Genomic DNA, 22,424 nt, shown 5'->3' with positions numbered 1-22,424 from the left:
GCCTTCCCTCACATGCCCGGGCACGGTCAACGAAGCGCTCAACCGGCCTCGTTGACAGGGTCAGCCTGTTGCGCCTCGGTTTTCTTGCGGGCGTAGTTCTCCAGCAGGCCCATGAAGGGGGCGGCCAGATAGGGCATGCTCATCACCGCCAGGGCGATGGCATACACGAACACCTCGTCCACCTGATTGAAGTTGGTGAACCACAAGATCGCCGCCGAGATCACCAAGGCCACGCCCAGAGCCGTCTCGGCCCGGTTGATGGACCGGGCCTTGGCTTTAGCCTTATGCTTGGCCGCGCCGCCCTTGTCGGTGCGCTGGAACGGCAGGTTATCGCCGATCAACGCCTTGAACACCGCGCTGGCCACCGTGAACTGCAAGCTCATCGCGGCGACGGCGGCGCGCATGGAGCGCACCGGCGAGATCTTGACCCGCAGGCGATAGAGCAGCACGGCGTGGGCCACGTGCACCACCACGGCAGCGATGGCCGGAGCCATCAGGGCGGTGATCGGCAGGTGTGCGCCAATGAACAAAATCACCGGCACCCACAGCAGGCTGAAAATCGCCACCGCCACGCCCAAGGCATCCGACAACCAGACGGCCCAGCCGGTGACAAAGCGCATCTTCTGGGCCGGGGTCAGGCCAGGGACACCGGGCAGCATGTAGCGCCAGTGCTTGCGGATGATCTGCACCGCGCCATAGGCCCAGCGGTTGCGCTGGGTTTTGTAGGCCTTGTAATCGTCGGGCAGCACGCCCCAGCCATAGCGGCGGTTGGTGTAATGGGCGAGGTAGCCGGCCTCCAGCAGACGCAGGCCGAGCTCGGTGTCCTCGACGATGGTATCAGTGGCCCACGACCCCACCGCCTCGAACGCCGAGCGCCGGATCAGCAGCATGGTGCCATGGGTGATGATGGCATTGTCCTCGTTGCGTTGGACCATGCCGATATCGAAAAAGCCGGCATATTCGTCGTTGAGGAAGGCCTTAAAGGCGTTCTCGTCGCCGTCGCGATGGTCTTGCGGCGCCTGCACAATAGCCACCTTGGGATCGGCAAAGGTGGGGATCAGGTCCTTGAGCCAGTCCGGGTGCACCATGTAGTCGGCGTCGATCAGGCCAATAACCTCGGCGTCCTCGGCCATGGAGGGCAGCGCGGCATTGAGCGCCCCGGCCTTGAACCCCGCAACCTTGGGAATAAACACAAACTTGAAGTGCGGCCCCAACTCTTCGCAGCGCGCCTTCACGCTCTCCCAATAATAGGGTTCGGGCGTGTTGTTGATGATCACCAGCGCCTCAAAGTTGGGGTAGTCCAAGGCGGCAACGCTCTCCAGGGTCTTGATCAGCATATCCGGCTCCTCGCGGTAGGCCGGAATGTGAATGGACACCTTRSGGAAGGTGTGGGCGGCCAGGGCGGCGGGAATATCATCGACCACCAGACCATTTTCGTCGGTCTTCAAGGCCCGCGCCCGTCGCCCGTGGAGCCCGGCCTCGCCGCCCACACCGCCCGTAGAGAGCGGGTTGAGCAACCGCATGGGCCGGTGCCCCAGGGCGACCTCGCCCATCTCGGCGACCTTGGTCAAGACCACCACGGCCAGGATCAGCATGAGGATCAGACCGGTGGCCCAGCCAAACGCCGCCCCCACATTGAGGTAGGTATCGAGCGGGAAGACCAAGGCGAGGCCGGCGGCCACCCCCATGGCGTTGGCCACCAAGGCGAAGGTGAAGGCCTCACGAAACCGCGCCCGGCCTCGGCGCAGCCCCAAAAGCGACAACAAGGCGCCGGCGATCAGGGCGGCGATGGCCGCCGGACGGTAGTTCTCCTCAACCAAGCCCTGGAGCGGGAACTTGGGAGAGCGGTCGGCCTTGAATAGGCCCCAGTAGGGACCGACCGAGCCCTCGTTGGTCTTCCAGGGCTGGTCAAAAGCCTCGACGATATTATAGGCGACGCCCAGGCGTTCGGCCTCGTTGATGAAGTCGCGCAGTACCTTGGCCTGGGTCACGGGATCAGGCTCGGCGGCGCGGTCGTTGTAACCGCGCGACGGCCAGCCGAACTCGGCAATCACCACTCGCTTGCCCGGAAACGCCTTGCGCAGTTCATCGTAGCGCTTGAACGCATACTCTACAGCATAGCTGGCCGGGATCCCTTCCCAGTAGGGCAGGATGTGGGCGGCAATGAAATCAACGTTGCTTGCCAGTTCCGGGTGGGCCAGCCAGATATCCCAGGTTTCACCCGTCGAGATATCGACCTGCCCCCGGGTCCGGCGTTTCATGTCGCGGATGTGGCCGATCAACTCATCAACGGTGAATTCTTTGCGCAAGATGGTTTCGTTGCCAACGATCACCGCCTTGACCGAGTGGCTGGAGCGCACCGCCTCGACGGCCGCGTCCATTTCCCGGACATTGAGGTCGTCCTGGGCCGAGACCCAGGCGCCCACCGTCACCTGGAGGCCCTCGTCGGCCGCTACCTGCGGCAACAACGCCTCGGCAACCCCAAGTGCCGAATACGTGCGGATCTGGCGCGACACGCTGGCCAGCAAGGCGAGGTCCACCTTCATGCGGTCAACAGTGCTAGGATCGTTCAACTCGGTCTTGGGGTCGTTGCGGTACGGCGTATAGGACACCGAGCGCAAAAGGCCGACCACATCGGCCGGCGTAACCACTTGGCGCACGGCCAGCCAGCCGGCCGCGTGGATCGCGGACGCCAGCATGACCGCGACAACGACCTTCACGGTCGGGATGAAAAAACGATTCATGGCCGTTTCGGCTCCCCAACGACGTCGGTCCCGCCGACGTCCGATTCATCTTTGTTCTTACCTCAGGCCCTCTTGAAGGATCGCTAATGCGCGAGCCCCAACGGCGAGGGCGAGCTTTTTTGGAAAAGACGGGGGAAACGGTCTGCCCTGCAAGAGGAGGCGCACGACGCTCTCGACCCTTCCAGCGGACCCTTGGGAACCCTCCCCCGGGAGGGCCTCCCGGGGAAGAAAGGAAGTCGCCCCCCTGGAGCGACTCCTTATCCCTTCCCGACTGGTTCTCGCGACCGAGTGCGGCCGGTTTGGTCGCGCGAACCAGCGAGTTACTGCTGCTGCATGGGGGTGACGGGGGTCGGCGTCTCCCCTGCGGCCGGGGGCTCGGCGGCGGGCGGGGTGAATTCCTGGGCGGGATCAACCCAGCACGCGCTGGCGACCTCCGCCAACGAGGCCCCCTCGGTCGCACGAGCGGTGGTTTGAGCCACCGGCGAGCGCGCCACGCAGGAGAAGGCCTCGCCCAAGCGGTACATGGGGCAGCCAAAGCGATCGTAGAAGGCGACGAATCGCTCGGCCATGTCGGCGTCATCGCGCGCGAGCAAGGAAATGACCCGTTCCCCCGTCCAGACACATTCGGCGCTCAACGCCTTGTCGGCGGGGCGCACCGGCACCGGGGGGCTGGGGCATCGCCCCAGGTGGGGTCCGGGGCGACAGCCCCGCGTTCCCCGACGGCGCAGCACCCCGCCCCTCCCCTCTCAAAGCCCGAGGTAGGCGGCGCGCATGCGGTCGTCTTGGATGAGGTCGGCGGCGGGGCCGGCCAGGGTGACGTGGCCGCTTTCGAGAACGTAGGCGCGGTCGGCGATGGACAAGGCGCCGAAGGCGTTTTGTTCGACCAGCAAAACGGTCATGCCGCGGTCGCGCAAGCGGGTGATGACGTCGAAGATCTCGTCGATCAAGGCGGGGGCGAGGCCCATGGTCGGTTCATCGAGCAGCAGGCAGACCGGCTCGGCCATCAGGGCGCGGGCGATGGCCAGCATCTGTTGCTGTCCCCCCGAGAGACTGCCGGCCGGCAGGGCGCGTTTTTCCCGAAGCATGGGAAAGAGCGCGAACGCTTCCTCCATGCCCTGACTCATACGGCGGCGATCGGTGGACCAAGCACCGAGGCGCAGGTTGTCGTCCACACTGAGTTCGCCGAAGATCTGCCGCCCCTCGGGCGACTGCGACAGTCCCAGCCCGGCCCGGCGGTGTCCGGGAACCCGGCTCAGGGACTGGCCGCGAAACACGACCTCGCCGCCGGTGACGGGCTGCACGCCGGAGAGACAGCGCATCAAGGTAGTCTTACCGGCACCGTTGGCCCCGACCAGGGCGACGATCTCGCCCTCGGTCACGTGCAGGTCGATGCCGTGCAGGACCTCGATGCGGCCATAGGCCGAGCGCAGGGCCCGGGTTTCAAGCAGAGGCGCCATAGCGAGCCTCCCGTTCGATGCGGCCGTGACCGCCCAGGTAGGCGGCGATCACCTCGGGATGGTTGATGATGGTCTCGGGCGGCCCCTCGGCGATGCGAGTGCCGCGATCAAGCACCACGATATGGTTGGACAGCCGCATGACCATTTTCATGTCGTGCTCCACCAGCAAGATGGCCAAGCCCTCGCCGGCCAGCGCCAAGATCAGGTCGTCGATCTCTTGGGTCTCCACCGCATTGCAGCCCGCGGCCGGTTCGTCGAGCAGCAGGAGGCGCGGGGTGGTGGCCAAGGCGCGGGCGATCTCCAGGCGCTTGAGCTGGCCATACGACAGCGCCCCGGCATCCCGCCCGGCCAGATCGGCCAGCCCGACCCGCTCCAACAAAGCCAGCGAGCGCTCGCGCGAGGCCCGCGTCACGGCGCGCGAGGCCGGCAGGTGCAACAAGTCGGCCAGCCAGCCGCCCAAGGTACCGCCGCCCTCGGCCAGATGGCAGCCGGTCATGACGTTTTCCAAGACGGTCATCTGCTGGAAGACTTGCAGGTTTTGAAAGGTCCGCGACAAGCCGCGCCGCGCCAGGGCCTCGGGCGGTGCCCCGGTCACCTCCTGGCCGTCGAGCAGCACCCGCCCGGCCGAGGGGCGATACAAGCCGGAGACCATGTTGAACAAGGTGGTCTTGCCGGCACCATTGGGGCCGATGATGGAAACGATCTCGCCCGCCTCGACGGCAAACGACACCGCATTGACCGCCGCGATGCCGCCAAAGTGAATGGACAGGCCGTCAACCTGCAACAAGCTCATCGCGGGATCCTCCCGAAGCGGGCTACCAGCCCCGGCACCAATCCCTGGCGCAAAAAGATCATGACCAGCATCATGACGAGGCCGAGCACCGTCATTTCGTAATCGCGAAACACGCTGAGAGTCTGGGGCAAGATGGTGAGCAGGGCCGCCCCGACCACGCCGCCGACCACGCTGCCCGCCCCACCGAGAACGGTCATGGTCACCAGTTCAATGGAGTGCATAAAGCCCGCCATGCCCGGGTTGACGAAGCCGTTGAACAAGGCGGTGAGCGAGCCGGCCACCGAGGCATACACGGCCGACAAGGCAAAGGCCCGGCCCTTGGCGCGCGCCACATCGATCCCCATCACCCGGGCCGCCACCTCGCTGTCGTGCAAGGCTCGCAAGGCGCGCCCGGTAGCGCTCTCGCGCAGGTTCAGCGCCCCCCACACTCCCAGCAGCAACACGGCTGCGGCCAAAAATGTACCAGCCCTGAGCCGGGGTCAGGGGCAGGCCCCAGGCCTTGAACCACGCCCGCAAGGGCAAGGTGGGGGCGGTCATGCCATCGGGCCCCCCGGTCAGCCAGCCCTCGTTGGTCAGGACCATGCCGATCAGAATGCCAAGCCCCAAGGTCGCCACCGCCAGATAGTGCCCCTTGAGCCGCAGGATCGGCCGACCGACCACCAGAGCCAGCGTCCCCGACACCCCAGCCCCGAGAACGATCCCGCCCAGCGGCCCAATCCCCAAGCTGGCACTGCCCACCGCGCAGGCGTAAGCGCCCAGGCCAAAGAATCCGGCATGGCCCAGGCTCACCTGCCCGGCGTAGCCCATCAGCACCACCAAGCCGGTTACGGTCAGGCCGTTGAGAAAGACTTGGGTGGCAATGCGGTAATAATAGGCCGAGGGAAAAAACAGCGGCGCCACGGCCATCAACAGCAGCAAAATACCCAGGATGCGGACCTGGGGCGACAGAGCATCAAACCAGGCCCGCATTACACGCGCTCCACGGTCTTGGGGCCAAACAGGCCGCGCGGCATCAGGAACAGGACCACCAAGATCACCAGAAAGGCGGTGGCGTCCTTGTAGGCCGAACTGACATAGCCGGCGGCAAAGGCCTCGATCAGCCCCAAGCTCAAGCCGCCGACGATCGCCCCCACCGGAATGCCCATGCCGCCCAACATGGCGGCGGCAAAGCCCTTGAGCGCCACACTCACCCCCATGTCGGCGGTGGTCATGGTGATCGGGGTGATCAGCACCCCGGCCAGCGCGCCAATCGCCGCCGACAGGCCAAAGCTCAACAGCAAGGTCGCGCTGGTGTTGATCCCCACCAACTGGGCGGCCAAGCGGTTGCTCGCCGTGGCCAGCACCGCCTTGCCCGGCAAAGTCCGGGTCAAAAAGGCGTGCAGCACCGCGAAGATCACCGCCGCCCCCCCAAGCACCCACAGGCTTTGCGGCAGCAGCGCCGCCCCGCCGATCAACAGCGGATCCTCGCCGGTAAAGGCGGGAAAGCGGTGGATTTGCTTGTCAAACACCGCCTGGGCCGTGCCGCGCAGGAAAATCGAGGCGCCCATGGTGATGATGATGATCGACACCACCGAGGCCCCTCGCGCCGGCTCGATGGCCAAGCGGTAGAGCAGCACCCCCAACAGAGCCGTCGCCCCCACCGCCACCCCCGCCGCCGCCGCCAGGGGCAAGCCGGCTTGAGCGGCAAACACGGTGATCATACCGCCCAGCATCACAAATTCACCCTGGGCAAAATTAACAACCCCAGAGGCGTTATGAATCAAGGTAAACCCCAGAGCCACCAAGGCATAAACCGCCCCAACCGTGAGCCCCGAAAAGAGAAACTGCAAAAATTCGGCCATTCATCGTGCCCTTTACAGGAGGGGTCTCCCTTGATCCAAGGTGACGCGGGGCTGCCGCCCCGTGCCCCGCCTGGGGCGATGCCCCAGACCCCCTTTTTCTTCTGTCCATGCCCCTCCACCCTCCCCTCCTCTTGAAAAGCGCGCTTTTCAAGAGGAGGGGAGGGTGGAGGGGCAATAAATAAAAGAAAGCGGAGGTCTGGAGGCTCTCGCCCCAGGGGGGGGCCGGGGCGACAGCCCCGCGTTCCCCGGTTCAGGGAACCAACACCCAATCACCGCCCTTAATCTCAAGCAACCGGAAGGCGGTTTCATCCAGACCCATGTGGTCGGTCGGCGACAAGGTGACGCGCCCGGCGGTGCCGATGAAGTCGCGGGTTTTTTCAATCTCGTCGCGCAGCGCCGCCGGCTCGGTGCTGCCGGCCCGCTCCAGGGCGGCGACCAGCATCTTGTAGGCGTCGTAGGCATGGCCGCCGAAGGTCGAAACCGGCTGGCCCGTGGCCTTTTCGTAGGCGGTCTTGTAGCCCAGAACCACCGGCTTTTGCGGGTCCGCCTCGGGCAGCTTCTCGGCCACCAGCAGCGCGGCGGCCGGCAGGCGCACGCCCTCGGCCGCCGGGCCAGCCAGTTCGATAAACGACTTGGAGGCCACGCCGTGCGACTGATACAGCGGCACCTCAATCCCGACCTGACGGTAGTTCCGCGTCACGATGGCCGGGCCCTGGCCAAAGCCCGGGTTCAACACCGCCTGAATCCCGGCCGTGTTCTTGATGTTGGTCAACTGCGGCGTCATGTCGGCGTCTTTGGGGCCATAGGTCTCGTTGGCCGCAATCTCGATGCCAAACCTGCCGACCACCGCGAGGCACTGCTCTTGCATCGACTTGCCAAAGCCATCGGTGCCCGAGATCATGGCGATCTTGGTGAAGCCCCGGGCCTTCATGTCGGTAAAGACCTTTTCGCAGGCCATGCGGTCGGTGTGGGGCGTCTTGAACACCCACTTCTTGACCGGATCAATGATCACCACGGCGCCGGCCAGCGAGATAAAAGGAATCTCGGCCTGCTCAAACAACGGCACCACCGCCATGGTGGTTCCCGTGGTCGAACCGCCGATCACCGCCACCACCTGATCGTCCTCAATCAAGCGCGTGGCATTGGTGCGGGCCTTGTCGGGGTCGCTCGCGTCGTCGTAGTGAACCAGAACAACCTTTTCGCCCTTGATGCCGCCGTTGGCGTTGGTCTCGGCGACCAGCATCTCCAAGGTCCGGGCCTCGGGGTCGCCCAGGAACGAGCCCGGGCCGGTCACGGATAAGGTCGCCCCAATCTTGATGTCGGCCCAAGCCGGGGCCTGCCCCCCGAAAACCGCCGCCGCCGCCAGGCAGCACAAAAGGGGCGCGTGTCGCAGACGCATGCTGTCCTCCCCTCGCACCAAGGCCCGCGCGGGTCTCTCGATGCGGTTTTTTCCTTGTTGGCTCCAAGCCCCGAAGGAAGCCGCCCCGGACCCCGGCAGCCGCCCCGCCCCAGGGACGTCGCATGATAGGGATGCCCTAGGCGCATAACAATACCCCGAGACGGCGCCGGGTTTTTTGGTGCACACGCGAAAGCGCCCTCGCCTCCTCCCGGCCAAAGGTACTCAAGGACGCCCCCCTCCCCCGCCGCAGAAGGATTGCGGCCCCAAGGCGATTGAGCTAAGGGATCCTGCCGCCCCAAAACGGTCATGAAGCTTTGCCCTGTGCGTGAAGATCATCGACGATCATCCAGATGCCCGCGAGGCCATGGCCTGCGCGGCCCTGACCCTGGGCTGGCGGGCCGAAACCGCAGCCTCGGGGAGCCAAGCCCTCGCCGATCTCGCGGTCCGGCCAACGTCACGGCCCGGCCTTGACGCCATCGTAATTGATGCCCGGATCACCACGCCCGATGCCCTCACCACCGCGCGCGCCTTGCGCTCGCAAAAAGGGCTGGCCTCGACCGCTTTGATCTTTACCACCACGAGCTGCACCCGCGAAGCCGTCTTGCTGGCCCCGGGCGCCGAGATGATCGACGCCCTCCTGACCAAGCCGGTCACGGCCTCCGCCTTGCGTAACGCCGTTTTGGAAGGCCGAGCCCGACGCCAGGGCCATCTGCCCTCGCGCCTGCCCTTTGGGGGACCCGGCCCCGAGGAAGGACCGCGTCTGGCGGGGATCCGCGTCCTGGTGGCCGAGGACAACGCCCTCAATCGCGAGGTCGCGCGGCGGGTCCTGGAACTGGAAGGCGCCCTTGTCACCTTGGTGGAAAACGGGCGCGAAGCCCTGAGCCGGCTCTCGGCCGTGCCTGGCGCCTTCGACGTGGTGCTGATGGACATCCAGATGCCGGTCATGGATGGCCACGAGGCCACGCGCCGCCTGCGCCATACCCGCGAGATTGCCTCGGTGCCCGTGGTCGCCCTGACCGCCGGGGCTCTCGATACCGAGCGAAATACCGCCTACGAAGCCGGGGTGGACGATTTCATCGCCAAACCCTTCGACATTGACCAGATGGTGGCGGTGATCCGCCGCCTCGTCCCCCCATCGGCCCAGGCGCGCAGAGAAAGCGGGGCCGTCCCCAAACGGCGGGGCCTGTTGCCGCTCGCCCCTCCCCTGCCCGGCATCGACGCGCTCCAAGCCGCCCTGCGCCTGGGGGGGAGACCAGGGCCTGTTCGTCACCTTGCTGCGCCATCTGGCCCAGGATTTCGCCGAGGTTCCAGCCCAAGCCCGCGCGGCCCTGGCGGTGGGCGATCCGGCCCAAGCGGCTCGTCTGCTGCATGGCCTGCGTGGTGCCGCCGGGACCCTTGCAGCCATCGAGATCGCTACCGTGGCCTCGGCGCTGGAGGCCCAGATCCGCGACGGCCACACCGCCGAGACCGAGACCGACTTCCTGCGCCTGGAAATTGCCCTGACCCGCTTGATCGAGGCCATCCGAACCCATGGGCTGGACCAGAGCGGAACCGATCCCCGGGCCCGGGGACAGGCTTTGACGGAATCCCTACTCGACGCCCTTGACACCCAGTCCCTGAGTGCCCTGCCCCAGGCCGAGGCCCTGCGGACGGACCTCGCGACGGTGCTGCCGCCGGGGGTGTGGGAGAGCCTCATGCGCGCGATTGAGGGCTTACGCTTTGCCGAGGCGGCCGCTTTGCTGCGCCGGTCACTGGATCCGGGGAGGAAGGAAGGCTGGCCAGACCCCTCGGCGCAGGAGACGCATCACGTAACCGAGGGGTCTGGGGAGGCCGAGTCTCCCCAGCCTTCCCGTCCCCCCTCGCCCTAAGACGGGTTACAGCAACAACACACCGATCATAACGCTGCCCAGCACGATGCGATACCAAGCAAACGGCGCGAAGCCATAGCGCCCGATAAAGGCAACCGCCGCTTTGACCACTACCAAGGCCGTGACAAACGCCAAGCTAAATCCGGTGGCGATCAAGCCCAGATCATCAAAACTCAAAACATCGCGATTTTTATAAAGCGAATACACCGTCGCGGCGACCATGGTGGGGATGGCCAGAAAAAACGAAAACTCCGCCGCCGTTTTGCGCTCCACGCCCATGAGAAGGGCCCCCATGATGGTCGCCCCCGAGCGCGAGACGCCGGGAATCATGGCGATCACCTGGAAAAAGCCGATTCGCGTGGCCAGACTGGGGGAAAAGTCCTCAATGGCAAACACCCGGGGCCGCCGGACCAGCCGCTCGATGGCCAAAATGGCCACGCCCCCGACCAGCAGGGCCACCGCCACCACCAAGGGGGTATCGAGCAGCTTTTTGACAAAGGGATAGGCGACGGCACCGATGAACAGAGCCGGGAGAAAGGCCAGGAACAAGGTCCGCACGAAGGCCCGCTCGCGCCGATCACTCCACAGGCCCACGGCGGCGCGGCCCAGACGCCGGGCATAGACCACGCACACGGCCAAAATCGCCCCCAACTGGATGACGATTTCAAAGGTCTTGCCCGGTGGGGCCGGGAAGTGGAGGAGGTCCACCAGCAAAACGAGATGGCCGGTGGAAGAGATGGGCAGAAACTCGGTCAGGCCCTCGACGATACCGAGGAGGGCTGCCATGAGAAAAGCATCCAAGGGTTTGAACTCCGACAAGACAAAGGCCGGAGAGGCGCAGCCCCCCAGACCCCTCGTTGCCAGGAACCATACCCTTTCGCGCGGGGTCTGGGGAGGCCGCGCCTCCCCGGCCTTTCTTCTTTTTCCGCCTACCGCCCCAGCTCTTCGCGCAGCAGCTCCAACTCAAGCCACGCATCCTCGGCGGCCGCCAACTCGGCCTGGGCGGCGACATGGCGATCGGCCTTGGTTTGGTGGCCCTTGGGATCGCGGGCATAAAGGGCCGGGTCGGCCAGGGCCTTTTCCAAGGCCGTCAACTCAACACGGAGTTTTTCCATCTCGCCCGGCAACTGCTCCAACTGGCGCTGCTGCTTGTAGGACAGCCGCCCCGGCTTGGCCGGACCGGCGGGTTTTTCCCCCTTGGGGGCCGACGCCTTGACAACGGGGCTGCTGGCCTTGCGCGCCCACGGCGCCCCCCCTCCGTCCGGCCGCTTCCTCCAGGGTGTGGAGCTTTTCCGCCGTGCCCTCGGTTTCGCCCACGGCGCGGCGCGCGACCTGCGACGCCTGGGCCACCTGGCGCCCGATCTCGGCAATCGAACTGGAGAGTTCCTCGGCAGCACTCGCCACCGCTTCCACGTTGGCGGTCACATGCTCGGCGGAGGCCGAGACCTGGCCCGCCTCGTGTCGAGTGGCGTCGGCGCCCCGGGTCATGTTTTCCGCGGTCATTTTCATGGAGGAATCCGCCTCGCCCAGGCTTTCGAGGATCCCGATCATGGTGAGGTCGAAATCGCGCAATAGCTGTTCTAGGCGTCGGGTGTTCTCGGCCTTTTGCGCTTGGTCGCGCCGTTCGGCTTCCTTCAACTCCTCGGCGTGGAGCAAGCCGTTGCGGAAGACCTCCAAGGCGCCGGCCATGTGGCCGATTTCATCCCCGCGCTCTAGACCCGGCACCGTCACGCCCAGATCGCCATCCGACATCTGACGCATGGTCCCCGTGATGGCCCGCACCGGGCGCACCATGCGATAATATTGAATCCAAACAACCAAGGCGATCATCACCGTGCTCGACAGCAGCGCGACCCCAATGATGGCATAGGACAGGAGCTTGGCTTCTTGAAGGTTGTGAGACACCACGTCGCGTTCTTCGTTGAACCGGGCAAACAAAGAGCGCTCCAGGGTGATGAAGGCCTCCAGTGCCGGCGCGTCGTCGATCAGCATGGCGTCGTTGATCGCTTCGGCGCTGGCGCCGCGTTCGAACAGGCCGGAGATCCCGCTTACTTTTTCTTCGTAGTGGGCGACCACCGTTTCGATGGCGGCCAACGCTTCTTCCTCGCGCGGGGTGACGCCGAGGGTCCGGTAGGCTTCCAGACCGTCGCGGCCCATGGCGATGGCCACCAAGATGTCGGTGACCTTGTTGTCGTCACGGTTGAGGATGCAATCACGCATCAGGTGGATTAACCCGCCGAAGCCCAGGGAGGCCCGGATCTGCGCCAGAATTTCCGTGCGGCTGCGCTGGCCCGCCGCCCCGTGCTTGTCGCCCAGCACCGCCGACTGCAATCGGGCAATGGCCGCCAGGGCCGGGGCATCATCAATGGGCAGCGTTTGGTGGATGGACTGGGCATCGGCCCCTTGGGCGATCAGAGTCGGAATCCGGGCTGTCGATCGGCGGTACTGCTGGATCACCGCCTGCAACTCATCCAGGGCCTGGGCTTCCTCGGGGGAGGGGCCGGCGGCTCGATAGTCGTGAATCGCCCCCAAGACGGCGCCCGCCGCGGCCTGGATGTCTGCGCGCAGTCCCTCTTCCTTGCGCAAGACATAGGCCTTGTAAAAGTCAATCATTCCGCCATACCCCAACGAGGCAATGGCTTTTTCCAGGGCGACCCCTTTGGGGGCGGTGGCATCCTGATACGCTCGCCAGAATTTGTCGGTATTACTGACCTTGCTCTGGATTCCCACGGCAAAGACCCAGAACAGGGCCCCGACCAGCACCAAAATCGCGACCATGAAGCCGCTTAACGCTCGAAAACTAACCTTGGAAAGAATCATGGTGAGGGAGTCCTCGCCGCGTAGGGGTCCGAGAAAGGGGACCCGGGGAGACGGAAAAACCTCAAGGCCTATCGTTATGACGGAGGCTTGGTTTTTCGATCAGCCGGCGCTTCCGGCCTGTCATCGTTTTGTCTTTAGACAGACTACTCTTATTGCACCGCATTTCAATAAAAACTAAAGTCACAGTCCGGCAGTCGTCACGGATTCAGAATGGATTATATCTAAAGAGAGGGGGAGGGGGGCTTTCCGGGGGGGGGGAATCCCCGGAAAGCGGTGTTCAACAAATCCAAGAAGTGAGTCCAGTTCTTGGCTTCAGGCGACGTATTCTTTGGTCTTGTGGAAGCGAATCTTGGGATAATCCTCGCTGGCCCGGTCAAGATGCCAAGCATTGCGTGCGAGAAACACCGGGTCCCCATCGTGATCTTCGGCCAACGACCCTTGGTTGGCGTCGAGAAAGATCTTGAGGGTTTGTGAATCTTCCGCAGTAACCCAACGCGCGGTGTAGAGTGTTGTGGCTTCAAACATCACGGGCACGTCATATTCCGTGCGGATGCGATCGGCCAGAACGTCGAACTGCAACGCTCCCACCACGCCGACGATCCAGTCGGTGCCGATCAAGGGCCGGAACACCCGGGCCGCCCCTTCCTCGGCCAGTTGTTGCAGGGCCCGGCCCAGGTGCTTGGCCCGCAAGGGGTCGAGCGGACGGGCCTTTTGCAGCAGTTCGGGGGCAAAGCTGGGGATGCCGGTAAAGCGCAGGGCCTCGCCCTCGGTCAAGGCGTCGCCAATGCGCAGTTGGCCATGGTTGGGCACGCCGATGATGTCCCCGGCAAAGGCCTCTTCCGCCAGTTCCCGGTCCTGGGCCAGAAACAGCGTGGGATTGTGCATGGTCATCTGCTTGCCCGAGCGCACGTGGGTCAGTTTCATGCCCCGCTTGAAATGGCCCGAGCACATCCGCACAAAGGCAATGCGATCACGGTGTTTGGGGTCCATGTTCGCCTGGATTTTGAACACGAAGCCCGACACCTTGCTCTCGGTCGGGTGGATAGATCGCGACGCCGTCGGCTGGGGGCGCGGCGAGGGCGCCATCTCGGCCAGCCCCTCCAGGAGTTCGCGCACCCCGAAGTTGTTCACGGCCGAGCCAAAAAATACTGGCGACAGGTGACCCGCGCGATAGGCGTCGATGTCAAGGGGCGAACACAGGGCGCGGGCCATCTCGACGCTCTCGCGCAGTCCGGCCAGCGCGTCGGCGGGCAGCAAAGCGCTGAGTTTGGGGTCGTCCAGGCTGTCGCAAGCCTCGCCCTCGCGCGGCAGGGCGCCCTTGCTGCCTTTTTCCATCAGCACCAAGCGGTCTTGCAGCAGGTTGTAGCAGCCCAGAAAATCCCGGCCCATGCCGATTGGCCAACTGGCCGGGGTCACGTCGAGGGCTAGGGTCTGCTCGATCTCATCTAGAAGGGTGAAGGGGTCCTGGCCGTCACGGTCGAGCTTGTTGATGAAGGTAATGATCGGCACGTCGCGCAGGCGGCACACCTCGAACAGCTTGCGCGTCTGCTCTTCAATGCCCTTGGCCGCGTCAATCACCATGACCGCGCTGTCCACGGCGGTCAGCGTGCGATAGGTGTCCTCGCTGAAGTCCTCGTGGCCCGGGGTGTCGAGCAGGTTGAAGGCGTGGCCAGCGTAGTCGAAGCTCATCACCGAGGACGCCACGGAAATGCCGCGCTCCTGCTCGACCTTCATCCAGTCCGATCGGGCCCGGCGTGCTTCGCCCCGCGCCTTGACCGCGCCGGCCAACTGGATCGCCCCCCCGAACAGCAACAGCTTTTCGGTGAGGGTGGTTTTTACCCGCGTCGGGGTGGGAGATGATGGCGAAGGTACGGCGGCGCGAAATCTCGTCGGCGATGGCGTTCATGGAGGTCCGCAATGACTTGGGGCAGGGACGGAAGACGGGGGGCCGGGCGCGTGGGCGTCGCAACACGACACCCGGGGCCTCGGGGCGCCAGAGTCTGGCAAGCTGGCGTTTAGAAGACCAGCCCTTTTTTCCGCGCCGCTTCCAGAGTAGGCTGCGGGCCAACGATCAGGTCGAAACGGATCATCATGGCTCGCTCTCCTGCTCCTACCCTGTCTCGCCTTGCCTGCCCAGGTCCTCTTGCGCGTGAGGGAGGCCTTCAATGATACGTCTGGAGGGGCTAACCCACGCCTATCCCGGCCGCAAAGGCGCGCCACCCCGTCTGGCGCTGAGCGCCTTGTCCTTGCACGTGCCAGCGGGCACCTTGACCATTCTGGCCGGGCCCAACGGCAGCGGCAAATCCACCTTGTTTCGCATTTTGTGCGGTCTCGCCCTGCCCAGCGCCGGACGGGTGCTGGTGGGGGGCCGCGACTTGTTTGCCGAGCCCGGCCCGGCTCGCGCCCTCATGGGGGTGGTGTTCCAGTCGCCGGCCGTGGATAAACATCTCAGCGTGGCCGAAAACTTGGCCATGCATGGCCGCCTTTATGGCCTTTCGGGCGCCACGCTGGGCGAGCGCGCCGCCGAGGCCCTGACCTGGACCGGGCTGGAAAAGCGTCTGGACGACAAGGTTGGCACCCTCTCGGGCGGCTTGGCCCGGCAGGTGGAACTGGCCAAATGCCTGATGAGCCATCCCGCCGTGTTGTTGCTCGACGAGCCGACCACGGGCCTCGATCCCGCTGCCCGGCGCGCGTTTTTGGATGTGCTGCTGCGCATCCAGCGCGAGCGCGGCATGACCGTGCTGATGACCAGCCACGTCTTCTCCGAGGCCGAGGACGCCGACCGCGTCGCCATCTTGCGCAACGGTCACCTTTTGGCGCACGACAGCCCGGCTGCTTTGCGCCGGCAGTTGGGCCGCGACATGCTGGTGGTCAACGCGCCCGCCGCCGCCGCCTTGGCGCCCCGGCTGGAGGCGGCCCTGGGGGTGGCGTGTGTGCGCTACGGCGACGAGCTGCGCATCGAGACCTTGCCGCCCGGCGGGCCGGTGCCCTTGATCGACCGCATTCTCTCGCACTTCCGCGACGAGATCAGCGCCGTGGCCGTGCGTCAGCCGACCTTGGAAGACGTTTTTATCCACATCACCCGTCAGCCCGGGGATGATCTCCCCACGGAGGCCTGCGCATGAGCGTCGTTCTTGCTGAAGCCGCCGAGCCGGCCCGTCCCTTGACCGGCTTATGGGGGGCGTCCCTGGCCCTGGCGTGGCGTGAGGTGGCCCGCTTCTTGCGCCAGCCGTCGCGCTTGGCGGGTACGGTCGGCCAGCCCCTGGTGTTCTGGCTGGCGCTGGGCACCGGCTTGTCGCCGTCGTTCCAGGCCGCCGGGCAGCAAGGTGTCAGTTACACCGAGTATTTTTATCCCGGCATGCTCATGATGATGGTGCTTTTCGCCGGGGTGTTTTCGACCATCACCGTCATTGAGGACCGCGATCAGGGGTTCTTGCAAGGCGTGTTGGCGGCGCCGGTCTCGCGCTTGTCCATCGTGTTGGGCAAGGTCGGCGGGGCCGGGGCCATCGCCTTGATGCAGACGTGTTTGTTGCTGCTGGCCGCCCCGTTGGTTGGCTTTCCGGCCGGTCCGGTCTCGTATCTCATGATTCTCCTGACCCTGATGGTGCTGTCGCTGGGGTGCACCGGCTTGGGGTTTTTGGTGGCCTGGGGCATGAGTTCGACGTCGGGCTATCACGCCGTCATGATGCTGGTCATGATGCCCTTGTGGTTCCTCTCGGGCGCCTTGTTCCCCATGGAGGGCGTGCCGGCGGTGTTGGAAGGCCTGATGTGGGTCAATCCGTTTACCCACGGCATGATCATCTTGCGGGCGCCATTCTATCATGAGCCTTTGCAGGTGCTGACTGATCCGCTTTACTGGCGTTCGGCTGCGGTGGTTCTGGTAACCGTGACTTTGGTGCTGGCAGGGGCGGCTCGGCGGGTGGGCCGGCGCGACCGCGGTGTGTAGGCGGGCCTTGTGTCCGTTGGAGAAAACAACAAAGGAGCCATCATGCTGCCGATCGGTTTTTCTCCCGCTCATGTCGCCGCTTTTTTTCACCGTCACCCCGACATCGAAATTCTTGAAGCCTTTGTCGTCGATGTAAACGGCGTGCCGCGCGGGAAGTGGATCCCGCGCGACCGCGCCGAGGATGTGCTGGTCTCGGGCATCAACCTGCCGCGCTCCATTTTGGTACTGGATGTCTGGGGCCGCGATGTGGATCGGGCCGGGTTGGCCCATGGCACCGGGGATCCCGACGGTCTGTGCCTGCCGGTCGAGGGGTCCTTGTGCCCCATGCCCTGGGTCGAACGCCCCATGGCCCAGGTCATGCTCACCATGTCGGATGATGATGGCCTGCCGTTTTTTGCCGATTCCCGGCAGTTGCTCGACCGGGTGCTGGATCGCTACCGCGCCTTGAATCTGACCCCAGTGGTTGCAACTGAGCTTGAATTCTACCTAATAGACCGCCACCGCACGCCTTTGGATCCGGTGCGTCCGCCGAAGTCCGAGCACGGGCGTTGGCAGGCTTGGCAAACCCAGGTGCTCTCCATTGCCGAGTTGCACGACAACGGGCCCTTGCTGTCGGACATTGCCGATGCCTGCCGGGCGATGGCTGTGCCTGCGGACTCGACCTTGCGGGAAAACGGCCCCGGCCAGTTCGAGATCAACCTGAAACATGTTGCCGATGCCTTGGCCGCCGCCGACCATGCGGTGATGCTCAAGCGCATCGTGCGCGGCGTGGCCGCCCGCCACGGCCTGGATGCCACCTTCATGGCCAAGCCCTACGGCGACCACGAGGGCAGCGGCATGCACATCCATTTCAGCTTGCTTGATGCCGAGGGCAAGCCGGTGTTCGCCGGCCCGCCCGACCAAGCTAATCTCTCCTTGCGCCACGCCGTGGGGGGCGTCCTCAAACACATGGGGGACTGCATGGTGCTGTTTGCCCCCCACAATAACTCCTATCGCCGCTTGTGGCTCTCGGAGCACTCGCCGACCGTGGCAAGCTGGGGCTATGATAACCGCAATGCTGCCGTGCGGGTGGTCACCTCTTCGCCCAACGCCAGCCGGTTGGAAAACCGGGTGCCCGGGGCCGACGTCAACCCCTATCTGGCCATCGCCGGCCTGCTGGCCAGTGCCCACCATGGGCTGGTGGCCGAGATCGAGCCGCCGCCCCCGGCTCGGCCCAGCGATCCGGTGCCTGATTCCCAACGGCTGCCGGTCATCTGGGAACGGACGATCGAGCGCTTTGCCAGTTCGTCGTTCATTGCCGACTATCTGGGGGAGTCCTTCCGCTCGGTGTTCGCCGCCACCAAGCGCCAGGAACTCGACGAGTACCGCCTGCGCGTGACTGATGTGGAATACGACGCTTACCTTCGCACTGTGTGAGGTTTCCGATGCGTCCCTTGCCGCCGCCCGCCCCGCATGCGCCCTCCTGGTATGCCGCCACCGCGACCTTGGCCCCGGAACGCCCAGCGTTGCGCGGCGGGACGCGGGCGGATGTGTGTATCGTCGGCGCCGGCTTCACCGGCTTGTCGGCGGCTCTCGACTTGGTGGGCAAGGGCCACGAGGTGGTGCTGCTGGAAGCGGCCCAGGTCGGCTGGGGTGCCTCGGGGCGTAATGGCGGGCAGCTCGTCAATGGCTATTCCCGCGATCTCGACACCATTCGCGCCCGCTATGGGGTCGATGCCGAGCGCGCCTTGGCCGGCATGGCCCAAGAAGGCGCGGCGATCATCCGCGAACGCATCGCCCGCCACGGCATTCCCTGCGACTTGGTGGACGGGGGCTTTCATGCCGCCTTCACACCGCGCCAGATGAAGGGGCTGGAGGCTTTCAAGAAAACCTGGGAGCGTCATGGCCTGGGCGGCCTCGACATGGTGGACCGGGCCGGGGTTGGGCAGTACGTGGCCAGCGATCGCTATGTGGGCGGCATGATCGACCACCTCGGCGGCCATTTCCACCCCCTCAACTACTGCCTGGGGGTGGCCCGCGCCTTTGAGGCGGGGGGAGGGCGGCTCTACGAGGCCTCGCCGGTCATCGACATTTCGCCGCTGGCGGCGGGTGGGGTCGAGGTTCGGACCAGTGCCGGCACCGTGCGCGCGGACATCGTGCTCGTCTGCGGCAATGCCTACCTCAAAAACGTTCTGCCGGCCCTGGAGGGTGTGGTCATGCCGGTGAGCAGTCAGGTTGTGGTCACCGCGCCCTTGACTCCCGGCACCGTCGAAGCCCTGATGCCGGCCAACGCCTGCGTCGAGGATTGCAACTATGTCCTTGATTACTATCGCCGCACCCCCGATGACCGGATCTTGTACGGCGGGGGCATCCACTACGGAGGCGGCGACCCCGATGATATTGCCGCCGATTTGCGCCCCCGTCTCGCCAGCACCTTCCCGAGCCTTGCCGAGGTCCCCCTTGAGTACGCCTGGAGCGGGACCTTTGCCCTAACCCTGACCCGGATTCCGCACATCGGCCGCCTTTCGCCCTCGATCTGGTTCAGTCACGGCGACAGCGGCCATGGGGTGACGACCACTCAACTTTTGGGACGGCTCCTGGCCGAGGGGGTCCATGGCCAGCGCGACCGCTTTGATGCCTTTGCCCGACTGCCGGCCCTGCCATTTCCGGGGGGGCGAACCTTCCGGGTGCCTTTGACCCGCCTCGGGGCTTGGTACTATTCCTGGCGGGATCGCTTGGGGATCTCATGAAGGGAGGGGTCTGGGGAGGCGAGCCTCCCCAGCCTTCCTTCCTAATCATCCTCATACCATCCCTCGGCCGCCCGCTTGTGACAGGCCGGGCAATTGATCAAGGTCATGGCCTGGGTCTGTTTCAGGCGCTCTGGCGTAATCCGTCGGTGCTCGCGCACGAACTCCGGGTTCTCGCTGATCCGCTGCGGCATGCCGCCGGGCTTAACCCAGGACAAGAACTCCCGCGACAGGCCCGCAGGGCGGGTATCACCAGCGTTGGCCGTCAAGTAGGCGCGAATGGCGGCAACCGATTCCGGCGGCAGGGAGGCGTTATCCCCAAAATGGTCGTCCAGGGTGTCCATCATCTTGTCCCAGGACCGGGCCGGCAGGAACCCAGCCTGGAAAGCCATGTGACACTCGCCGCATTCCTTCAGGGTCAGGGGGTCAGTGACCGGGGGGACCCAGTCATCGCCGCCGGCCCACAGGGTCCCGGGCAGCAGACTCAACACCAGGGCTCCTGCAAATACCATGCGCATTCGTCTTCTCCCTCGGTCAGCGGTTGATCATGAAGGTGGCGAAGTCGCCCTGTTCTTGTGCGGTGCAAGAGCGCCCCATCACCGTGTCGCAGTCCCGCGAGAAGCGCTTGTCGAACTGCTTGAGATCGGTGAACCGCTCCGGGTTGGCCGAGACCGCCATGGGGTCGATGGCCCGGCCGGTCTTAGCATGCTTGCCCGAGGTGCGTGGATCGCTGGTGTGGCAGGACGTGCATGAGGGCAACTCGGGATTAGTGGTGTGGCGCGCCGTGAACAGGGCTTCGCCGCGCTTGGCATCAAAGCCGCTGAAGCTCGGGTTTTCGGCCTTAGCCCGCTTGGTCAGTTCGGCAAGCAGACTTTGGTGGGCCTCGCCTGCCTGAGCGCCTGGGGCAAAGCCGGCAATTCCGAGGGCCAGCGCGCCGATCACCCCGACGCTGGCCGCCCCTTTGGCCACTCCCTTGGCCGAACGCCGGGCCAGCAGGCCAACAACGATGACCAGATGGGCGAGGACCACCCAGGGCATGATTTCACCCAACCACTCATGCGGCTTTTCCATCACCTTCAGCCAGTCGGCACCGATGCCGCTGAGGCCAGCCAGCCCCAAGGCTGCCACCAAGGCGACCGCCATCCACGGCCGCAGCAGGGTGTACACACTGGGACGGGTCCAGCGCTGGGCCTTGAGCTTCGCCAAGGGCGGCAGAGCCGGGCGACGCAAGGTGAGGGGACCCTTGGCCCACGGGCTGAGGGCTACGGCGAGGCGGGCAACTGCCAAGCCGGCGAACAGGTAGCCGGAAAACTGGTGCAAGGTGTAGGTATCCTCATCGGCGCTGAGGTAGGCGACCACCCCGGAGCCCAGAAGCCCGGCGTGCCAGACGCGCCAAACCTGAACGGGCCAGTTAGACGGAAGAAGACGCTGCATCAACGGGCTCATCGGACGTTCTCCTGACGGGGGGGGGAGGAGGGGGAGGAGGGCTGGAAGGGAACCGCAGACCAGGACCGGCCCCGATCGTCGTCATCATCGTCATGATCGCGATCCCGGTGGTGGTCGCGGCCCTCGCGACGCTCGTGCTCATCCCGACCCTTCCCGAACCGGTCCCCTTGGGCGGGGGCGCCGCTGCTTGGTGCGAGGTATCCGGTGTCCTGAGAGGCGGCGGCGGGGGCGGCCACAGGAGCGGGGGCGCTGGGCGTCTGGGCGTTGGCCGGGGTCACGAGGCTGGACCACGCCAGCGCGGCGGCGCCAATCACGGCGGTGGCTCCAACGCCTTGCAGGAAGATCTTGGTGAGCATCATCATCTCTCCGGGGTGTCTCTTGATGTCAGGGATCCTGCCATCCTCCCCGTGAACCCGTCGTGAGCCCCCCGTTCATTCTCGGTTCATGGACCCGAGCCCTAGTCTCCCTCTCAAGCGGCCCCCCCTTTTCCTAAGGACGGAGGGCCTGGGAGCCCGCCTCCCAGCCTCCCTGCTCTCAGGTCCCCCCCCCTTTTTTCTTCTGTTCATGAGCCATCCCCCACCCCCCCCTTTTTTKKAAAAGACGCGCTTTTCTAAAAAAGGGGGGGGATGGCTCAATCAATAAAAAGAAAGCGGAGGTCTGGAGGCGTCAGCCTCCAGGCGGGGCCCGGGGCGGCAGCCCCGTGTTGCCGAAGCAAAACACCCCCTCTACTCGGCGAGGAAGGCCCCGACGTCGGTGAAGGAGTCGGCCACTTTCCAGGCTCCGGCGGCGGTGAGGGCTTCGACCGGGTGGCTGCCCCAGGACACGCCGATGGGGCGCACGCCGGCGCGGCGCGCCATTTCGATGTCGTAGGTGGTATCCCCGATCATGACGGCGTGTTCGGCGTCTTGGCCCAGGGTGGCTAGGGTGTCTTGGATCATCCAGGGATCGGGCTTGCCCGGGCCGTCGTCGGCGGTGCGCACGCTCAGGAAGCGGGGGCCCAAGCCGTGGCGTTCGAGAAAGGCCAGCGCGCCCCGGCGTGACTTGCCGGTGGCGAGGGCCAGCAAGACGCCCTGCCGGTCGAGGCTGTCGAGAAGGTCGAGGGCGCCCGGGAACAAGGGCTCCTCGAAATCCGGCCGGGCGCGTCGCGTGAAAAAGGCCTCGCGATACGCCTCGGCCAGCCGGGCATGGCGCGCCGCGTCCGCGTCGGGCAGCAGGCGCTCCATGGTTTCCAGCAAGGACAAGCCAATGACGCCGCGCACCGCCGCCGCCGATGGGGCGGGAAGCCCCTCGGCGGCAAAGGCGTCGGTCATGGCGTTGATGATGTTGTGCTGGCTGTTGGCCAGCGTCCCATCGACGTCAAAAATGACCAGACGAACGGCCATCC

Annotated in this window: 19 protein-coding genes and 3 pseudogenes; 6 read left to right on the top strand and 16 right to left on the bottom strand. The window is 65.4% G+C overall.

All coding sequences use genetic code 11. The features are described from left to right. Positions 1 to 38 precede the first annotated feature (38 nt). The 8 genes and pseudogenes from RSPPHO_RS10020 to RSPPHO_RS09990 form a co-directional block, all read right to left on the bottom strand. Positions 39 to 2,744, bottom strand: a complete 2,706-nt coding sequence (locus tag RSPPHO_RS10020; protein ID WP_014415131.1) for a glycosyltransferase family 2 protein — start codon at positions 2,742 to 2,744, stop codon at positions 39 to 41. Positions 2,745 to 3,064: 320 nt separating this feature from the next. Continuing rightward, positions 3,065 to 3,475, bottom strand: a complete 411-nt coding sequence (locus tag RSPPHO_RS10015; RefSeq protein ID WP_157879175.1) for a hypothetical protein — start codon at positions 3,473 to 3,475, stop codon at positions 3,065 to 3,067. Positions 3,476 to 3,490: 15 nt separating this feature from the next. After that, the gene (locus tag RSPPHO_RS10010) at positions 3,491 to 4,201 is read right to left on the bottom strand and encodes an ABC transporter ATP-binding protein (protein ID WP_014415129.1); all 711 of its coding nucleotides are present in this window, start codon (positions 4,199 to 4,201) and stop codon (positions 3,491 to 3,493) included. Continuing rightward, positions 4,185 to 4,994 carry an ABC transporter ATP-binding protein gene (locus RSPPHO_RS10005; protein WP_014415128.1) on the bottom strand — a complete coding sequence of 270 codons (810 nt, stop codon included), beginning with the start codon at positions 4,992 to 4,994 and terminating at the stop codon, positions 4,185 to 4,187. The genes RSPPHO_RS10010 and RSPPHO_RS10005 overlap by 17 nt, the downstream gene beginning before the upstream one ends. Then, positions 4,991 to 5,422 (bottom strand): branched-chain amino acid ABC transporter permease, encoded by a 432-nt coding sequence (locus RSPPHO_RS21540; protein ID WP_277905199.1) that lies wholly within the window; start codon positions 5,420 to 5,422, stop codon positions 4,991 to 4,993. Before RSPPHO_RS21540 ends, RSPPHO_RS10005 begins: the two co-directional genes overlap by 4 nt. A gap of 154 nt (positions 5,423 to 5,576) precedes the next feature. Next, positions 5,577 to 5,801, bottom strand: a pseudogene (locus RSPPHO_RS21535) (ABC transporter permease subunit); the annotation flags it as partial. A gap of 161 nt (positions 5,802 to 5,962) precedes the next feature. Further along, positions 5,963 to 6,835, bottom strand: coding sequence for a branched-chain amino acid ABC transporter permease (locus RSPPHO_RS09995; protein WP_014415125.1), 873 nt, complete (start codon positions 6,833 to 6,835; stop codon positions 5,963 to 5,965). A 250-nt stretch (positions 6,836 to 7,085) separates the two neighbouring features. Then, positions 7,086 to 8,234, bottom strand: coding sequence for an ABC transporter substrate-binding protein (locus RSPPHO_RS09990; RefSeq protein WP_051013812.1), 1,149 nt, complete (start codon positions 8,232 to 8,234; stop codon positions 7,086 to 7,088). A 364-nt stretch (positions 8,235 to 8,598) separates the two neighbouring features. On the opposite strand from RSPPHO_RS09990, the pseudogene RSPPHO_RS21965 reads away from it, so the two are divergent. Continuing rightward, a pseudogene (locus RSPPHO_RS21965) lies at positions 8,599 to 9,291 on the top strand (response regulator); the annotation flags it as partial. A 214-nt stretch (positions 9,292 to 9,505) separates the two neighbouring features. Next, the gene (locus tag RSPPHO_RS21020; RefSeq protein ID WP_014415123.1) at positions 9,506 to 10,102 is read left to right on the top strand and encodes an Hpt domain-containing protein; all 597 of its coding nucleotides are present in this window, start codon (positions 9,506 to 9,508) and stop codon (positions 10,100 to 10,102) included. A gap of 6 nt (positions 10,103 to 10,108) precedes the next feature. Here RSPPHO_RS21020 and RSPPHO_RS09975 read toward each other — a convergent pair whose 3' ends face one another. The 4 genes and pseudogenes from RSPPHO_RS09975 to RSPPHO_RS09965 all read right to left on the bottom strand — a co-directional run bounded on the left by RSPPHO_RS09975 (position 10,109) and on the right by RSPPHO_RS09965 (position 14,828). Next, a complete protein-coding gene (locus RSPPHO_RS09975) occupies positions 10,109 to 10,888 on the bottom strand; it encodes an undecaprenyl-diphosphate phosphatase (protein ID WP_041797112.1) in 780 nt (259 codons plus the stop codon). Positions 10,889 to 11,031: 143 nt separating this feature from the next. Beyond that, entirely contained in the window at positions 11,032 to 11,217 is a 186-nt protein-coding gene (locus RSPPHO_RS21015; RefSeq protein WP_242390470.1) for a hypothetical protein, read from the bottom strand. Further along, the gene (locus RSPPHO_RS21010; protein WP_051013811.1) at positions 11,198 to 12,922 is read right to left on the bottom strand and encodes a HAMP domain-containing protein; all 1,725 of its coding nucleotides are present in this window, start codon (positions 12,920 to 12,922) and stop codon (positions 11,198 to 11,200) included. The genes RSPPHO_RS21015 and RSPPHO_RS21010 overlap by 20 nt, the downstream gene beginning before the upstream one ends. A gap of 312 nt (positions 12,923 to 13,234) precedes the next feature. After that, positions 13,235 to 14,828, bottom strand: a pseudogene (locus tag RSPPHO_RS09965) (peptide chain release factor 3). Positions 14,829 to 15,087: 259 nt separating this feature from the next. Between RSPPHO_RS09965 and RSPPHO_RS09960 the strand changes: the two are divergent. Genes RSPPHO_RS09960 through RSPPHO_RS09945 form a run of 4 tightly spaced genes read left to right on the top strand, consistent with a single transcriptional unit; the run spans position 15,088 to position 19,597 of the window. Continuing rightward, a complete protein-coding gene (locus tag RSPPHO_RS09960; RefSeq protein WP_014415119.1) occupies positions 15,088 to 16,047 on the top strand; it encodes an ABC transporter ATP-binding protein in 960 nt (319 codons plus the stop codon). Continuing rightward, positions 16,044 to 16,868: an ABC transporter permease gene (locus RSPPHO_RS09955; protein WP_014415118.1), complete on the top strand. Its 825-nt coding sequence runs from the start codon at positions 16,044 to 16,046 to the stop codon at positions 16,866 to 16,868. Before RSPPHO_RS09960 ends, RSPPHO_RS09955 begins: the two co-directional genes overlap by 4 nt. A 42-nt stretch (positions 16,869 to 16,910) precedes the next feature. Continuing rightward, positions 16,911 to 18,284: a glutamine synthetase family protein gene (locus tag RSPPHO_RS09950; protein WP_051013810.1), complete on the top strand. Its 1,374-nt coding sequence runs from the start codon at positions 16,911 to 16,913 to the stop codon at positions 18,282 to 18,284. A gap of 8 nt (positions 18,285 to 18,292) precedes the next feature. Next, positions 18,293 to 19,597 (top strand): NAD(P)/FAD-dependent oxidoreductase, encoded by a 1,305-nt coding sequence (locus RSPPHO_RS09945; protein ID WP_041795009.1) that lies wholly within the window; start codon positions 18,293 to 18,295, stop codon positions 19,595 to 19,597. A gap of 41 nt (positions 19,598 to 19,638) precedes the next feature. Here the strand turns inward: RSPPHO_RS09945 and RSPPHO_RS09940 are convergent, their stop codons facing one another. The 4 genes from RSPPHO_RS09940 to RSPPHO_RS09925 form a co-directional block, all read right to left on the bottom strand. After that, positions 19,639 to 20,112, bottom strand: a complete 474-nt coding sequence (locus tag RSPPHO_RS09940) for a diheme cytochrome c (RefSeq protein WP_014415115.1) — start codon at positions 20,110 to 20,112, stop codon at positions 19,639 to 19,641. Between the two features lie 16 nt (positions 20,113 to 20,128). Further along, positions 20,129 to 21,040, bottom strand: a complete 912-nt coding sequence (locus RSPPHO_RS09935; protein ID WP_014415114.1) for a DUF1924 domain-containing protein — start codon at positions 21,038 to 21,040, stop codon at positions 20,129 to 20,131. Further along, positions 21,037 to 21,402 carry a hypothetical protein gene (locus RSPPHO_RS09930; RefSeq protein ID WP_051013809.1) on the bottom strand — a complete coding sequence of 122 codons (366 nt, stop codon included), beginning with the start codon at positions 21,400 to 21,402 and terminating at the stop codon, positions 21,037 to 21,039. The genes RSPPHO_RS09935 and RSPPHO_RS09930 overlap by 4 nt, the downstream gene beginning before the upstream one ends. A gap of 363 nt (positions 21,403 to 21,765) precedes the next feature. Beyond that, positions 21,766 to 22,422 carry an HAD-IA family hydrolase gene (locus tag RSPPHO_RS09925; RefSeq protein ID WP_014415113.1) on the bottom strand — a complete coding sequence of 219 codons (657 nt, stop codon included), beginning with the start codon at positions 22,420 to 22,422 and terminating at the stop codon, positions 21,766 to 21,768. Positions 22,423 to 22,424 lie beyond the last annotated feature (2 nt).

The organism is Pararhodospirillum photometricum DSM 122 (assembly GCF_000284415.1).
GTDB classification, from domain to species: domain Bacteria; phylum Pseudomonadota; class Alphaproteobacteria; order Rhodospirillales; family Rhodospirillaceae; genus Pararhodospirillum; species Pararhodospirillum photometricum.
This window is presented reverse-complemented; position numbering and strand designations above follow the sequence as displayed.